This is a genomic window from Mariniflexile sp. (assembly GCF_041583155.1).
Classification (GTDB): domain Bacteria; phylum Bacteroidota; class Bacteroidia; order Flavobacteriales; family Flavobacteriaceae; genus Mariniflexile.
The window spans coordinates 1-15,364 of the sequence record NZ_JBFHGK010000027.1 but is presented as its reverse complement, the minus strand read 5'-3'; the positions used below and the strand labels follow the sequence as shown (position 1 = coordinate 15,364).

The following is a 15,364-nucleotide window of genomic DNA, read 5'->3' as shown; positions in this document are numbered from 1 at the left end:
ACATGGAGCATAATTTAGCAGTAGGATTAGACATAGGAACCACAAAAATTGTGGCTATGATTGGGCGTAAGAATGACTACGGGAAGTTAGAAATTTTAGGTATTGGTAAATCTAAAAGTTTGGGTGTTCATCGTGGTGTGGTAAATAATATTACTCAAACCATTCAATCCATACAACAAGCAGTACAAGAAGCAGAAGCTGGATCTGATATAAAAATTGATGGCGTAACTGTTGGTATCGCTGGGCAACATATTCGTAGTTTACAACATAGCGATTATATTACCAGGTCCAATTCAGAAACGGTTATTGATGAGGAAGATATTGATAGACTAATCAATCAAGTACACAAATTGGTGATGCTTCCTGGTGAAGAAATTATCCACGTGTTACCACAAGAATATAAGGTTGATGGACAAGCCGAAATTAAAGAACCAATTGGTATGTATGGAGGTCGTTTGGAAGCGAATTTTCATGTTGTAGTTGGTCAAGTATCCTCAATCCGAAACGTAGGAAGATGTATCCAAAGTTCTAACCTGAATTTAGAAGGCATCACCTTAGAGCCTTTAGCATCAGCAAATGCGGTGTTAAGTCAGGAAGAAAAAGAAGCGGGAGTTGCGCTAATTGATATTGGTGGCGGAACTACCGATTTGGCTATTTTCAGAGATGGCATTATTCGTCATACCGCAGTTATTCCATTTGGCGGAAATGTAATAACTGAAGATATTAAAGAAGGTTGCTCAATTATTGAAAAACAAGCGGAATTACTAAAAATAAAATTTGGTTCTGCATGGCCAGGTGAGAATAAAGACAATGAAATTGTTTCTATTCCAGGGTTGCGCGGAAGAGAACCAAAAGAGATAACCCTTAAAAATCTCTCAAAAATAATTCATGCGCGTATCGTTGAAATTATAGAGCAAGTGTATGTAGAAATAAAAAACTACGGACACGAAGAACAAAAGAAAAAACTAATTGCAGGTATTGTTTTAACAGGTGGTGGAGCACAATTAAAGCATTTAAAACAATTAGTAGAATACATTACAGGAATGGATACCCGAATTGGATATCCCAATGAACATCTAGCGGGAGATAGTGATGAAGCCATCACCAGCCCATTATATGCAACAGCTGTAGGTTTGGTTTTAGATGGTTTAAAACGTAACGAAAGGAAGAAAATTGAACAACAAGAAATTATTGAAGATTCGAAACCTGAAGTCGTAGAAAATATAAAACCAGAAGAAGAACCTATAGAAAAGCCTAAAAAGGAACGTCGTTCTTTTTTAGATAAGTTAACCGAGCGTGTTAAAGATTTTTTAGACAACGCCGAGTAGTAGAAACATCCATTGAACAAAAAGTAATTTAAAAGTATAATACCAGTAAAACAGAATTTATGAGCAGCAAAAACGAATTCGCAAGTATCGCATTTGATTTACCCAAAAATCAATCAAATGTTATTAAAGTTATTGGTGTTGGCGGTGGCGGCAGTAATGCTATTAACCACATGTTCCAACAAGGCATTAAAGGAGTCGATTTTTTCATTTGTAATACAGATGCACAAGCACTTCAAAATAGTGGCGTACCAAATAAAATCCAATTAGGTTTAAATTTAACCGAAGGGTTAGGAGCCGGAGCAAACCCTCAAGTGGGTGAAGAATCTGCAGTTGAAAGTTTCGAGGAAATTGCAAATATGCTCGATACTAATACTAAAATGGTTTTTATCACCGCTGGTATGGGTGGTGGTACTGGTACCGGAGCAGCACCTATTATTGCTAAAATGGCTAAAGATTTAGACATTTTAACTGTAGGTATTGTAACAATGCCTTTTCAGTTTGAAGGAAAAATGCGTATTGAACAAGCTCAAATTGGTATTGAAAACTTAAGAAATGTAGTTGATTCTTTAATTGTAATTAATAATAATAAACTTCGTGAAGTATATGGAAATCTTGGATTTAAAGCAGGATTTTCCAAAGCAGATGAAGTGCTATCTACAGCTGCTCGTGGTATAGCCGAAGTAATTACACACCATTATACACAAAACATCGATTTACGTGATGCTAAAACGGTATTGAGCAATAGCGGTACAGCAATTATGGGATCTGCATTGGCATCAGGTAAAAGTCGTGCGCAAGATGCCATTCGTAAAGCATTAGATTCACCACTTTTAAATGATAATAAAATTACAGGAGCTAAAAATGTATTGCTGCTAATAGTTTCTGGTACTCATGAAATTACCATTGATGAAATTGGTGAAATCAATGATCATATTCAAAGTGAAGCGGGACATGGAGCTAATATTATCATGGGTGTTGGTGAAGATGAATCATTAGAAGAATCAATCGCTGTAACTATCATTGCTACGGGTTTTAATATTGAGCAACAAGATGAAATTTCTAACACAGAAACCAAAAAAGTAGTTCATTCTCTTAGCGATCATTTAGATGTTGCTCCCAAAGCAAAAGAACCAGTAATTATTGCGCCAGTAATAGAATTAGAAACAAAAAAGGAAGAACCAAAGATTGTTAAGCATACTTTAGATTTTGATATTGAGGAACCTGAAGCAAAAGCTGAAGTTAAGAAAGAAGTAAAACCAGAGCCAAAACCTGAGGCTAAAATTGAGGTAACTAGACCATTAGCGGATATTGATTTAATTCCTACTTCTGAACTTATAAGAAATATTAAAGTAGTTTATGAAGAAGTAACCGCCTACGTGGAGGATGAAGATGATTTTATCATCAAACCTGTTACACGAATGACTAAGTCGGACAAAGATATTGCTGATATAGAAGTAGTTTCGGATTATATAGAAGAAGAAAAACAAATTACACTAACGTTTGATTTGCCTTCCTCAGAAAAAGAACAAAAATCAGAGGATGTTACTTTGTTTCATTTGGATGACGAAGTAAAAGATATATCAGTAAAAGATTATGTTGAGTTAATTCCGGTTAATGAATCAAATGAAAAAGGAGACGTGCGTCGTTATGCTTTAGAAGATTTTATTGAGGTGGAATCTTCAATGAACAAAAAACAACCAAAAGTAAATGAAACTCCAGATCCTTACGACCAAGAAATTGTTTTTGAAAAGAAAGTATCAACTCCAGCTGCTGCTTCTGCTCCAGAAGTAGAAGAAGAAATAGACCCAATGAATAGTCCTATTTCAGATTTATTGAAGGAGCGTGCAGAAGAGCGTAGACGTAAAATGAAGGAGTTCAACTATAAGTTTAATAATGCCAAAATAGATGATATAGAACGAGTGCCTGCATACAAGCGTCAAGGTATAAATTTAGATGATGCTAAACATTCGTCGGAAACGGATTTTTCTAGATCTAGCGTTGGTACAGATGATAATGATGAAATTCAAATAAGAAGCAACAACTCGTTTTTACACGATAATGTAGATTAAAAAGTTTACTAGCCTTACTTAGTTATGAACCCGATAAGTTTCCCTCAGCTTATCGGGTTTTTTATTCCAATGAAGCCAAGAATCGCACAGATTTAAAGTTTAAAAACTAATCGAAAACTAAGAGATTTTACTCCTAACTTTTTTTTATCTTCGCACTCTAATAAAATTTTAAAATGAGTTTACAACAAGATATCATGTCGGCGCTAAAAGAAGCCATGAAAGCTAAGGATCAAACAGCATTAACAGCTTTACGAGCAGTAAAATCAGCTATTTTATTAGCTCAAACAGAAAGTGGGGCAAAAGAAGAATTAACAGAAGAACAAGAACTTAAAATACTTCAAAAACAAGTAAAGCAACGTAAGGATAGTGCGGCAATTTATATTGATCAAGGTCGTGAGGATTTAGCAGCACCAGAATTAGCTGAGGCGGAAGTAATCAATCAGTTTTTGCCAGAAGCAATGAGTGAAGAAGCAGTTGCTAAAATTGTAGAAGATACCATTAAAAAGTTAGGTGCAGAAGGCATGAAAGATATGGGTAAAGTTATGGGTGTTGTTAGTCAGGAACTGGCAGGTAAAGCCGATGGTAAAACCATTTCTAATATTGTTAAAGCAAAATTATCTTAAGATAACTTATTTCTGCTTCGGCGGAATTTAATGGCCACGTAGCTCAGCTGAATAGAGCACTGGATTTCGGCTCCAGCGGTCGGGGGTTTGAATCCCTCCGTGGTCACGACATTGAAATGCAACAATCTGAATATAGTTTGTTGCATTTTTTTTGTCATAATGTTCATAGGAAATTAACCTTATCAAAATCGTTCATCGTTTTTCAAAATGTAATTACTAGGAGGATTTAAATTCAATTAAAAATGTAAATAGTTTCTATCTTCGCAATATGAAGCAAGTAGATTACATTATTGTTGGAATTGGGTTAGCTGGTATTAGTTTTTGCGAACAATTAAGAGCAAATAATAAAACCTTTGTGGTTTTTGATAATACTTCTCAGCAATCTTCAACAGTAGCGGGCGGGCTGTATAATCCTGTGGTTTTAAAACGATTTACGCCCGTATGGATGTGTAAGGAGCAATTAAATATTGCCTTGCAAATGTATGCTAATCTGGAAGTAGCATTAAAGGTGAAGTTGGATTATAAAATTCCTGTATATAGAAGGTTTGCCTCACTCGAGGAGCAGAATGATTGGTTTACAGCTTCAGATAAACCGATACTTTCAGAATATTTGGCATCTAAAATTATCAAGAATAGTAACCCCGCTATTGATGCTCCCTTCGGTTTTGGTGAAGTTTTAGAAACAGGCAGAATTGACGTAAAAGTACTTTTAGATGCTTATAAAAGCTATCTGAAGGAAGAAGCATTACTTTTTGAAAATGTTTTTAATTATGAGGATTTGAAAATTGAAATGAATTCGGTTTATTATGCTTCTATTGAAGCAAGGCATATCGTTTTCGCAGAGGGTTTTGGAGTCATCAAAAATCCTTATTTTAACAATTTACCCTTAGTGCCTGCAAAAGGAGAGTTACTCACAATACATGCGCCAAATTTAAATATAGATTACGTTTTAAAAGCAGGTGTTTTTTTAATTCCGCTTTCAGGAGATTTCTATCTAGTAGGAGCTACTTATGAATGGAAAGATTTAACAAATTCGGTTAGTGAAGCAGCAAAAGAAGAACTTTTAAGCAAACTTAATAAACTAATAGCGTGTCCGTTTGAAGTGGTAAATCAGGTGGCGGGAGTAAGACCAACAGTTAAGGATCGCCGTCCATTAGTTGGAGGGCATGAAAATTTTAAAAATTTGTATGTTTTAAACGGCCTTGGAACACGGGGTGTGATGATTGGTCCATATGTAGCCCAGCAATTATTTGATTTCATTGAAAAAGGGCAGTCCTTAGACGAAGAGATTAATATAGCTCGTTTTGTTAATTAAATAGTTTTTGCTGTTTATTAGTTCTTTTCACCTAGAATAAAACGAACGCCTTAGTCTTGATAATTGTTAACTTTTAATAGTTTTTAACGAATGTTTAATGGGTTTTCTTTGCCAACTTTTTGTCGTAATGCATAAAAAAGTTAATCCAAATATTTCTTGAAAGGCGCATGATTATTGGCATAAACACAACAAGGGTTGCGATAATAGAAAAGAATAATTCATGAATGCTGGCATTAAAAATTACATAAGAAATTACAAATGCAGCAACAGCAAAAGCAATACCTACGGCATAACTAACATACATAGCGCCGTAAAAAAAAGAGGGCTCTATTTTATACTTGGTACCACAATTGCTGCAGGTTTCGTGCATGCTTAATGCTTCGCTTAAGATGTACGGGTTTTTGTTTTTGTACATAGATTCTTCATGGCATTTTGGGCAAGAACCTGTAAAAATACTATATAATTTTGAGCCTTTTTTAAACATATTATTTAATGTACTTTTGCAATCTCATTTACAGAACAAAAATACGCTTTTAATAAATAAGGTTCTGTAGCATAAGTTACATTTCTATGATGAATATTCATAATTTATCCATTTCTTTTCAAGGCGAGTATCTATTTGAAGATATCACGTTTAAACTTAGTAATGGCGATCGAGTAGGGTTAATTGGTAAAAATGGGGCAGGTAAATCTACCATGCTTAAAATTTTATCGAAAGAAATGGAGCCTGATACTGGACAAATAGCAACAGATAAGGAGCTTAAAATTGGTTTTTTAAAACAGGATATTGATTTTGTTTTAGGTAGAACAGTTCTTGAGGAAGCATATGAGGCGTTTACCGAAATTAAAGATTTAGAAGCAAAAATGGAAGCTGTTAATACCCAAATGGCTGAACGCACGGATTATGAGAGTGATGGTTACCATCAATTAATGGTTGATATTAATGAGCTTCAACATCAATATGAAATTTTAGGAGGTTATAATTACCAAGGCGATACTGAAAAAATTCTTCAAGGTTTAGGATTTAAACGTAAAGATTTTGATAAGCTAACCGATACGTTCTCAGGGGGTTGGCGTATGCGAATTGAATTAGCTAAATTGTTACTCCAAAATAATGATATTTTATTACTGGATGAGCCAACGAATCACTTGGATATTGAATCTATTATTTGGTTAGAAGGCTTTTTGAAAAATTATACCGGTGCGGTTGCAATTGTGTCGCATGATAAAATGTTTTTAGACAACGTAACGAATAGAACTATTGAAATTTCATTGGGTAGAATTTATGATTACCCAAAACCATATTCAAAATACTTGGTGCTTCGTGAAGAGTTAAGAACACAGCAATTGGCTTCACAAAAAAATCAGCAAAAACAAATAGAGCAAACAGAAAAGCTAATTGAGAAGTTTAGAGCCAAGGCATCAAAAGCAACCATGGCCCAATCTCTTATTAAAAAACTTGATAAAATTGATAGGATTGAAGTTGATGAAGATGATAATAGTGTAATGACACTTAATTTTCCTGTGTCAATAACGCCGGGGAAAGTAGTTGTGGAAATTGAGAAAATATCGAAAAGTTACGGACATAATCAGGTTTTAAAAAATGTAAGCTTATTAATTGAGCGTGATAGTAAAACGGCATTTGTTGGTCAAAATGGACAGGGAAAATCGACGCTAGCTAAAATTATAGTTGGTGATATAAAATATGAAGGTCACTTAAAGTTGGGGCACAACGTTCAAATAGGGTATTTTGCCCAGAATCAGGCTGAATATTTAGACGGAAACAAAACCGTATTGGATACCATGATTGATGCTGCTAACGAAACTAATAGAAGTAAAGTTCGTGATATTTTAGGATCGTTTTTATTTAGAGGTGAAGAAGTAGAAAAATATGTGCGAGTGCTTTCTGGAGGTGAACGCAACCGTTTGGCTTTGGCAAAGTTAATGTTGCAACCATTTAATGTACTAATCATGGATGAGCCGACAAACCATTTAGATATTAAGTCTAAAAATGTTTTGAAAGATGCCCTTAAAAGGTTTGAAGGAACTTTAATTTTGGTATCCCATGATCGTGATTTCCTTCAGGGTTTAACTAATAGCGTATATGAGTTTAAAGATCATAAGCTAAAAGAGTATTTAGGAGATATTGATTATTACTTAGAGCAACGAAACGTTGAAAGTTTACGTGAGGTTGAAAAACGTACTGTTGTTAAAGAAATGCCTAAGGAGAAAAAGCAACAATCGTACGACGACCAAAAGAAACTGAAGTCCTTAAATAACAAGTTAAGTAATGTGGAAGCCCAAATAAATAAGCTAGAACGGGACATTAAAAAAATAGATTTAGAATTAGAGGCTAATTACGAAGAAGTCTCTTCCAGACCTAATTTTTTTGATAAGTATCAGAAATTAAAGACGGATTTGCAAGAGGCTATGACTAAATGGGAGGAAATTCAGCTAGAGCTTGAAAGCTATGGGTAGTTTTATTTTAAGGTTTTTTTAACTTTTGTAAGATTCTTAATAGGTAATTTTACGCATTTACTTTAATCTTCAATACATGCGAAAAATTTTACTTTCAGTACTTGGTGTTGTTTTAATTGTGGCATCCATCTTAGTTGCAAAAACCTTAATAGCTAATAAAAACAAGCCTAAACCGGTTTTAGATAAAGTTGTAAAGACTGTTTTTACGGATACAGTAAATAATCAGGACGTTAAAATAATTATTCCAGCAAATGGAAGTTTAGTAGCAAAGCGTCGTGTGGAACTATATTCTGAGGTTCAGGGTATTTTTAAGTCCGGTAATGTGTTGTTTAAGGCGGGGCAAAAGTATAACGCGGGTCAAGCCTTAATTCGTATTGATGCTTCTGAATATTATGCCAGTGTACAATCTTCAAAAAGTGCATTGTATAACTCCATTGCGGCTATTATGCCAGATTTAAGGTTGGACTTTCCTGAGGTATATCAAAAATGGCAAAATTACTTAAACGCCTTCGATTTAAATAAAACTGCTCCAAAATTACCAGAGATGGCTTCAGAGAAGGAAAACTATTTCATAACTGGAAGAGGTATCGTTTCAAATTATTATAATTTAAAAAACTTAGAGCAACGCTTATCAAAATACGTGATTTCGGCTCCTTTTTCTGGGATTTTAACCGAGGCTTTGGTTACAGAAGGTACTTTAGTTAGAAACGGACAAAAATTGGGAGAATTTATTGATCCTACTGAATATGAAATGGAAGTAAGTATTAGTAAAACTTATGCAAATTTGTTAAAAGTAGGAGAGCAGGTGTCTTTAAATAATTTAAATAAAACTGAAAGTTATGAAGGCAGCATATCTAGAGTAAATGGCAGTATAGACAAAACCACGCAAACTATTACTGTTTATATAGATGTTAAAGATCCGAATTTGAAGGAAGGGTTGTACTTGGAAGCCAATATTATGGGTGAAACAGTTAAAGACGCTATAGAAATTGATAGGAATTTGTTGTTAGAAGACCAACAAGTTTTTGTGATTAAAAATGGCATGTTGGATACCATGCCAGTAACTCCTGTTTATTTTTCAGACACCAAGGTGATTTTAAAAGGATTACCTAACGGTGTTGTTTTACTTAAAAAACCAGTGCCTGGGGCATACGCAGGTATGTTAGTAAAACCGTTTAACACCAAAGAAACAATATAAGGCATGAGAAAAATAATAGCCTATTTTATTAGATATCATGTTGCGGTAAACGTATTTATTTTAGCTTTTTTTGTATTCGGAGTTATTGGCTTATTGTCATTAAAATCCTCCTTTTTCCCTTTAACTGATTCTAAAATAATTACAATTAGTATCGCCTATCCTGGGGCATCTCCACAGGAAATAGAAGAGGGTATCGTGCTTCAAATAGAAGATAATTTAAAAGGACTTAAAGGAATAGATAGAGTAACCTCGGTATCAAATGAGAATAGTGGTACCATTACCGTTGAAATTCAAAAAGGTGAGAACATAGATTTCATGCTTCTTGAGGTTAAAAATGCTGTAGATAGAGTACCTTCTTTTCCTGTAGGAATGGAGCCTTTAATTGTAGCAAAACGCGAGGAAGTTAGAGAGACTATCTCCTTTGCTGTAAGTGGTGAAAATATTTCATTAGCTACTTTAAAGCAAATTGCAAGGCAGGTTGAAAATGATTTACGAACTATTGAAGGCATCTCGCAAGTAGAAACTTCAGGTTATCCTGAAGAGGAAATTGAAATAGCAGTTAATGAAATTAATTTATTGGCATATGATTTAACCTTTAACGACGTAGCTAATGCTGTTAGTAAAGCTAATATTTTAGTTACAGGTGGTAATATTAAAACAGATGCCGAAGAATATTTAATACGAGCCAATAACCGTAATTATTATGGTGATGAACTTTCAAATATAGTTGTTAAAGCATCAAATGATGGGAAAACCGTTCGCTTAAAAGATGTTGCGATTATTCGTGATCGTTTTGCAGAAACCCCTAATGCAAGTTATTTTAATAAGAAACTTTCGGTTAATATTTCTATTACAAGTACTAATAATGAAGATTTGGTGTCTTCAGCAGCTAAAGTAAAACAATATATTGAAGATTATAATCAGAAGTATAATAATGTAGAACTTAATGTAGTTCGAGATTTATCAATAACGTTAAATCAACGTACCCAGTTACTTGCCGAAAATGCTATTGTTGGTATGTTGCTAGTGTTGTTCTTTTTATCATTATTTTTAAATACGCGTGTTGCCTTTTGGGTTGCCTTTGGTCTCCCAATTTCATTTTTGGGAATGTTCATTTTTGCAGGTCAGTTTGATGTTACAATAAACGTATTGTCCCTTTTTGGAATGATTATCGTAATTGGTATTTTGGTAGACGACGGAATTGTTATAGCCGAGAACATTTATCAGCACTATGAAAAAGGTAAAACCCCAATTCAGGCAGCTATAGACGGTACTATGGAAGTGCTCCCTCCAGTTGTTTCAGCTATTGTTACAACCCTATTAGCCTTTTCATTATTTCTGTTTTTAGAAAGTAGAATTGGCGAGTTTTTTGGAGAAGTTGCGGTTATTGTTATTTTAACTCTTGCTATATCTCTCATAGAAGCACTTATAATATTGCCAGCGCATTTAGCACATTCTAAAGCACTTAGAAAGGCAGTAGTGGAAGATAATCCTTCAAAATTAAAACAATTTTTTGCTAAAATGCGGGAGATTAATAAAATTGGGGATCGTTTTATGGGTAGGTTACGTGATAAGCTGTATAGTCCAGCTATAACGTTTATACTTAAATTTAAAGTATTATCGCTCGGTATTTTTGTGGCACTTCTAGTTTTAACCTTTGGAGCTGTGGGCGGCGGTATAATTGGAGTGACATTATTTCCTTCTATAGCAAGTGATTCGGTTTCAATTGAACTTGAAATGCCTAACGGAACTAATGTGAAAGTTACCGATTCTATCATTTCAATGATCGAAGAAAAGTCTTTTATAGTTAATGAAGAGTTTACTCAAAAATACTTAAAAGGAACCAATAAAAAACTTTTTGAGAATACCATATTAACGCTAAATAGTTCTTCGAGTGCCAGGTTGCAAATAAATTTACTACCAGGGGAAGAGCGTCCGGATGTGATAAGCTCAAACCTGGTAGCCAATAGACTTAGGGAATTGGTTGGTCCAGTAATAGGAACCGAGCGTTTAATTTTTGGTTCAGGTGGTAATTTTGGAGGAAATCCTATTTCTGTTTCATTATTGAGTAATAATATTTCAGAATTAAAGGCTGCCAAATTAGAATTAAAATCTGTTTTAGAAACTAATCCTTTATTAAAAGACGTTGCTGATAATGATCCGGCAGGTATTAAAGAAATTCGATTAGAATTAAAAGAAAATGCATATCTGTTAGGGTTAGATTTGCAAACCGTTATGAGCCAGGTGCGAGCAGGATTCTTTGGAGCCCAGGCCCAACGTTTTCAACGAGGACAGGATGAAATTAGAGTTTGGGTGCGGTATGATAGAAGTAATAGAGAGTCTATAAGTAATTTAGACGACATGCGCATTGTTACTCCTTCTGGAACCCGTGTAACTTTAAAGGATATCGCAATTTATAGTATAGAAAGGGGAGATGTTTCTATTAATCATTTAGATGGAAGACGAGAAATTCAAGTGTCGGCCGATTTAAAAGATCCTAGCACCAGCGCTACAGATATTATAGATGATATTAAAACCACTATACTTCCTCAAATACAATCAAAATATCCAACAATTGCGGCATCATTTGAAGGCCAAAACAGAGAGGCTACAAAATTATCGCGTTCATTAAAAAGTGCAGGAGGAGTTATTTTATTGCTAATTTATATTACAATAGCCTTCACGTTTAGAAGTTACAGTCAACCAATTTTATTAATTTTATTAGTGCCATTTAGTTTAACAGCTGTAGCTTGGGGGCATTGGTTATTAGGGTTTCCTGTAAATATTTTGTCTTTACTCGGAATCATTGCCCTAATAGGTATTATGGTGAATGATGGGTTGGTTTTGATAGGGAAATTTAATACCAACTTAAAAGCAGGAATGTTATTTGACGATGCGCTAATTGATGCAGGTAAATCACGTTTTAGAGCTATCTTCTTAACGTCCTTAACTACAATTGCAGGTTTAGCACCTTTATTACTTGAGAAAAGTAGACAAGCACAATTTTTAAAACCTATGGCAATTTCTATTTCTTTCGGTATTGCTTATGCCACCGTGCTAACGTTGCTTTTATTGCCATTATTTTTATCTTTTAGCAACGAAATTAAGAAAAACAGTAAATGGTTATTTACAGGAAAAAAAGTAACGAAAGAAGAAGTTGAACGCGCCATTAAAGAACAAATTGAGGAACATGAATTATAAGGGTTTTCTTTTGATAATATTATTTGTTGTAACCGATTACACCTTGGCTCAACAAAAAACTATTTCAGCTAATGAAGCTGTTGCACTAGCCTTAGAGCATAATTATGGTATTAAATTGGCTAGTAATGAGCTAGCCGTAGCTGAAAATAACAAGAGTGTTTTAAATTCAGGCTATTTGCCCACTCTTGTTGGAAATGCAGGATCTGCTTTTAATATTGATAATACAGAAGCTGAATTTTCTAACGGAAGTTCTACCGTTTTAAATGGTGCTGAAAGTTCAAGGTATAATGCTTCTATAAATTTAAATTACACACTATTTGATGGCCTGGGAAGAAGTTATAATTACAAACAGTTAAAATTACGCTATCAATTAAGTGAACTTGAAGCTAGAGAAACTATTGAGAATACAGTTTTTCAGCTATTCACAATTTATTATAATGTAGCTCAATTAACTGAAAATACTTCAGCTTTGAAACAAACATTGCAGATTACAAAGGACCGATTGCTAAGGTCTGAATATCAATTTGAATATGGACAAAATACAAAGTTAGCAGTTTTAAACGCTGAGGTGGATATCATTAATGATAGTATTAATCTTATTAATACTAAGCAGGAGCTTATCAATATTAAGCGCGATTTAAATGTTGTTTTAGGAAATACATTAACAGATAATTTTAGTGTAGATACTGAAGTTGATTTCAATAATTTATACAGTAAAGCCGAGCTTTTTGAAAAGGCAAAGTCTAGGAACGTGGCATTATTGCAAATTGAAAAGAATATTAGTATTTCGGGTTTGGATGTAAAATCAGGGAAATCGGCTTATTTACCAACTGTTGGTTTAACTGGAACTTACGGATGGAATAAAAACAATAACAATGCGGCTTCATTTGTTGCTGTATCCACAAGTACTGGTGTTTCTGGTGGTCTGAATTTATCCTGGAATTTATTTGATGGTGGTAGCACTATTACACGTGTAAAAAATTCTAAAATAAATTTAGAGAGTCAACTGCTTCAAAAGGAGCAGTTAGAAATAGGTTTGCAGCGTGATTTTAACAACGCTTGGGATGCCTATCAGAATGCATTGAATATTTACCAGATGCAAGAATCGAATATAGTAACGTCTAAAAACAATTTTGATAGAACAGAAGAAAAATTTAAAATTGGGCAGGTTAATTCTATAGAGTTTAGGCAAGCACAGATAAATCTATTAAATGCAGAATTGAGTAGAAATCAAATGAAGTTTGAAGCGAAATTGGCCGAATTACAATTGCTTCAATTATGTGGAGAACTTTTAAATGTTGAGTTTTAATTTGGTTTTTTTTCATGAACGGATGAAATTGTGTTGTTTGTCGAATGTTAAATGTTAAAATTTTAAGCGTTTCAGCGAATAAAATAGTTATTTGTCGGGTTCTAGGTTATCTTTGATCTAGAATTGATCCCAAATTTATTCGAACATGAAAACTTTTAAACTTTTAGCGCTTACTTTATTTATGTCAGTGTATTCATTTGCAAATGTTTCTACAAATGAAAAAGATGCTTTAATTGCAATTTATAATGCTACAAAAGGTAGTGAATGGAATTCAACATGGAACTTGGATGAACCAATTAATTCCTGGTACGGTGTTAAAGTGGAAAACGGAAAAGTAGTTGAAATTAATTTACAATTTAATAATTTGGAAGGCTCCCTGCCACAGGAAATTGGCGATTTAGTTAATATACAGAAAATTAATTTAGGATTCAATAAGTTGTCTGGCCAGTTACCTTCATCCATCAAAAATCTACAAAACTTAAAGTCTTTAGAATTATTTATGAATCGTTTTGAAGGTGTTATTCCTTCAGAATTGGGTAGTTTAAAGAACTTAGAATATTTGGCACTTTATAGTAATGAATTTGAAGGCGATATTCCACAGTCATTAATGGGATTAACTAATTTAAAAGAACTTTTATTAGGAAGTAATTTTTTAACAGGAACAATTCCATTAGAAATTAGTGCCTTAACAAAATTAGAAAAATTAAGCTTAATGGATAATAAACTTGAGGGGCAAATTCCTGTTGAGTTAGCGCAATTAACAAACTTAGAAGAGTTAATTTTATCTACAAACCAATTAACAGGCGATTTACCATTGGCCTTAATTAACTTAAGAAATTTAAATACTATCATGGTTAGCGATAACCAATTAAATGAAGAGTATGTAAGTATTTCAGGTAAAAATCCTCCAAGCATTATTCAAATACAAATGGATAATTCTACAGCGATTCTAGATATTGAAAAAGATTAAATAATTTTATAAGTTTATATTTGAAAAAACAGCCAACATGATTGTTGGCTGTTTTTTTGTATTAAATTTAAGCTATGCTAGAACATTTTTTTACATGTCCCTATTGCTGGGAATCCATATCTGTGCTTTTAGATACGTCGGTGTCAAAACAGGTTTATATTGAAGATTGTGAGGTTTGTTGTAATCCCATTCAATTTTCGATTAAATTTTTTAATTCGGAATTAGTGGAATTTCAAGCAGATAGCATTGAGCAATAATTTTTTTTGTAATTATGCTTGCAGGATCGAAAAAGCATTGTATATTTGCAATCCGAAACAGCACGGTCGGCATTATGAACCGAAAGTTAAAAGCTAAGAATGTTGTTTTGATTTAAAATCGCGGGATAGAGCAGTAGGTAGCTCGTCGGGCTCATAACCCGAAGGTCACTGGTTCGAGTCCAGTTCCCGCTACAAAGAGAAAATCCTCTAAAATCAACGGTTTAGTTCACTCTAAACCGTTTTTTTATGCAAAATATTTTAGATTTACTTACCTTGGAGGTTCAAAAAGAACACGATTTGGAACACGATTTGGAACACAAAGCAAAATTTTCAGAACCAAAAATTTATGATGCTGACGGCGACCTATCCAAGCGTTGGTATGTTTATTTTTCATTTCAAGACCCTAAAACGGGAAAACTTAAGCGGATGAAAAATATTTACGGAAAAACCAATCGCTATAAAACGAAGGAATCTCGGATCAATCTCAATTGTTGTGTTTATGCAAAAATTGTAATTAATCTGTAAAGAAAGAATTCTACATTTTTAACACCTCTAAACTGTGCCCTAAAGGCTTTAATTTTTGCATTGAATGCTTCGGCCGAAGCATTTGTACTTC

13 protein-coding genes and 2 tRNA genes are annotated in these 15,364 nt (G+C 33.8%); 13 read left to right on the top strand and 2 right to left on the bottom strand.

Features of this window, described 5'->3' with window-relative positions; genetic code table 11:
• Positions 1–2: 2 nt before the first annotated feature.
• The 5 genes from ftsA (at position 3) to ABYI63_RS10870 (ending at position 5,335) form a co-directional block, all read left to right on the top strand.
• A complete protein-coding gene (gene ftsA, locus ABYI63_RS10890; RefSeq protein ID WP_372756377.1) occupies positions 3–1,328 on the top strand; it encodes a cell division protein FtsA in 1,326 nt (441 codons plus the stop codon).
• 59 nt (positions 1,329–1,387) lie between these two features.
• Positions 1,388–3,397, top strand: a complete 2,010-nt coding sequence (ftsZ, locus tag ABYI63_RS10885; RefSeq protein WP_372756376.1) for a cell division protein FtsZ — start codon at positions 1,388–1,390, stop codon at positions 3,395–3,397.
• Between the two features lie 173 nt (positions 3,398–3,570).
• Positions 3,571–4,020, top strand: coding sequence for a GatB/YqeY domain-containing protein (locus tag ABYI63_RS10880; protein WP_372756375.1), 450 nt, complete (start codon positions 3,571–3,573; stop codon positions 4,018–4,020).
• 32 nt (positions 4,021–4,052) lie between these two features.
• A tRNA-Arg gene (locus tag ABYI63_RS10875) sits at positions 4,053–4,126 on the top strand.
• Between the two features lie 162 nt (positions 4,127–4,288).
• Complete coding sequence (locus tag ABYI63_RS10870; protein ID WP_372756374.1) at positions 4,289–5,335, top strand: NAD(P)/FAD-dependent oxidoreductase; 1,047 nt, start codon at positions 4,289–4,291, stop codon at positions 5,333–5,335.
• 94 nt (positions 5,336–5,429) lie between these two features.
• Here the strand turns inward: ABYI63_RS10870 and ABYI63_RS10865 are convergent, their stop codons facing one another.
• A complete protein-coding gene (locus ABYI63_RS10865; protein WP_372756373.1) occupies positions 5,430–5,819 on the bottom strand; it encodes a DUF983 domain-containing protein in 390 nt (129 codons plus the stop codon).
• Positions 5,820–5,905: 86 nt separating this feature from the next.
• Between ABYI63_RS10865 and ABYI63_RS10860 the strand changes: the two genes are divergently transcribed.
• The 8 genes from ABYI63_RS10860 to ABYI63_RS10825 all read left to right on the top strand — a co-directional run bounded on the left by ABYI63_RS10860 (position 5,906) and on the right by ABYI63_RS10825 (position 15,273).
• A complete protein-coding gene (locus ABYI63_RS10860; protein WP_372756372.1) occupies positions 5,906–7,813 on the top strand; it encodes an ABC-F family ATP-binding cassette domain-containing protein in 1,908 nt (635 codons plus the stop codon).
• 76 nt (positions 7,814–7,889) lie between these two features.
• The gene (locus ABYI63_RS10855; RefSeq protein ID WP_372756371.1) at positions 7,890–9,011 is read left to right on the top strand and encodes an efflux RND transporter periplasmic adaptor subunit; all 1,122 of its coding nucleotides are present in this window, start codon (positions 7,890–7,892) and stop codon (positions 9,009–9,011) included.
• Between the two features lie 3 nt (positions 9,012–9,014).
• Positions 9,015–12,212 (top strand): efflux RND transporter permease subunit, encoded by a 3,198-nt coding sequence (locus tag ABYI63_RS10850; protein WP_372756370.1) that lies wholly within the window; start codon positions 9,015–9,017, stop codon positions 12,210–12,212.
• Complete coding sequence (locus ABYI63_RS10845) at positions 12,202–13,521, top strand: TolC family protein (protein WP_372756369.1); 1,320 nt, start codon at positions 12,202–12,204, stop codon at positions 13,519–13,521. Before ABYI63_RS10850 ends, ABYI63_RS10845 begins: the two co-directional genes overlap by 11 nt.
• A 145-nt stretch (positions 13,522–13,666) precedes the next feature.
• A complete protein-coding gene (locus tag ABYI63_RS10840; protein WP_372756368.1) occupies positions 13,667–14,491 on the top strand; it encodes a Two component regulator three Y domain protein in 825 nt (274 codons plus the stop codon).
• 74 nt (positions 14,492–14,565) lie between these two features.
• Positions 14,566–14,748 carry a CPXCG motif-containing cysteine-rich protein gene (locus ABYI63_RS10835; RefSeq protein ID WP_372756367.1) on the top strand — a complete coding sequence of 61 codons (183 nt, stop codon included), beginning with the start codon at positions 14,566–14,568 and terminating at the stop codon, positions 14,746–14,748.
• A 119-nt stretch (positions 14,749–14,867) separates the two neighbouring features.
• Positions 14,868–14,940: transfer RNA gene (locus tag ABYI63_RS10830), tRNA-Met, on the top strand.
• Positions 14,941–14,994: 54 nt separating this feature from the next.
• Positions 14,995–15,273 (top strand): hypothetical protein, encoded by a 279-nt coding sequence (locus ABYI63_RS10825; RefSeq protein ID WP_372756366.1) that lies wholly within the window; start codon positions 14,995–14,997, stop codon positions 15,271–15,273.
• On the opposite strand, the gene ABYI63_RS10820 is transcribed toward ABYI63_RS10825, so the two are convergent.
• The gene (locus tag ABYI63_RS10820; protein ID WP_372756410.1) at positions 15,246–15,326 is read right to left on the bottom strand and encodes a hypothetical protein; all 81 of its coding nucleotides are present in this window, start codon (positions 15,324–15,326) and stop codon (positions 15,246–15,248) included. The two genes, ABYI63_RS10825 and ABYI63_RS10820, sit on opposite strands and share 28 nt — an antisense overlap.
• Positions 15,327–15,364: the final 38 nt, after the last annotated feature.

Excerpts from the sequence above, each read along its gene's own strand:
- ftsA (WP_372756377.1), top strand. The coding sequence starts at position 3 with ATGGAGCATAATTTAGCAGTAGGATTAGACATAGGAACCACAAAAATT.
- ftsZ (WP_372756376.1), top strand. The coding sequence starts at position 1,388 with ATGAGCAGCAAAAACGAATTCGCAAGTATCGCATTTGATTTACCCAAA.
- ABYI63_RS10880 (WP_372756375.1), top strand. The coding sequence starts at position 3,571 with ATGAGTTTACAACAAGATATCATGTCGGCGCTAAAAGAAGCCATGAAA.
- ABYI63_RS10870 (WP_372756374.1), top strand. The coding sequence starts at position 4,289 with ATGAAGCAAGTAGATTACATTATTGTTGGAATTGGGTTAGCTGGTATT.
- ABYI63_RS10865 (WP_372756373.1), bottom strand. The coding sequence starts at position 5,819 with ATGTTTAAAAAAGGCTCAAAATTATATAGTATTTTTACAGGTTCTTGC.
- ABYI63_RS10860 (WP_372756372.1), top strand. The coding sequence starts at position 5,906 with ATGATGAATATTCATAATTTATCCATTTCTTTTCAAGGCGAGTATCTA.
- ABYI63_RS10855 (WP_372756371.1), top strand. The coding sequence starts at position 7,890 with ATGCGAAAAATTTTACTTTCAGTACTTGGTGTTGTTTTAATTGTGGCA.
- ABYI63_RS10850 (WP_372756370.1), top strand. The coding sequence starts at position 9,015 with ATGAGAAAAATAATAGCCTATTTTATTAGATATCATGTTGCGGTAAAC.
- ABYI63_RS10845 (WP_372756369.1), top strand. The coding sequence starts at position 12,202 with ATGAATTATAAGGGTTTTCTTTTGATAATATTATTTGTTGTAACCGAT.
- ABYI63_RS10840 (WP_372756368.1), top strand. The coding sequence starts at position 13,667 with ATGAAAACTTTTAAACTTTTAGCGCTTACTTTATTTATGTCAGTGTAT.
- ABYI63_RS10835 (WP_372756367.1), top strand. The coding sequence starts at position 14,566 with ATGCTAGAACATTTTTTTACATGTCCCTATTGCTGGGAATCCATATCT.
- ABYI63_RS10825 (WP_372756366.1), top strand. The coding sequence starts at position 14,995 with ATGCAAAATATTTTAGATTTACTTACCTTGGAGGTTCAAAAAGAACAC.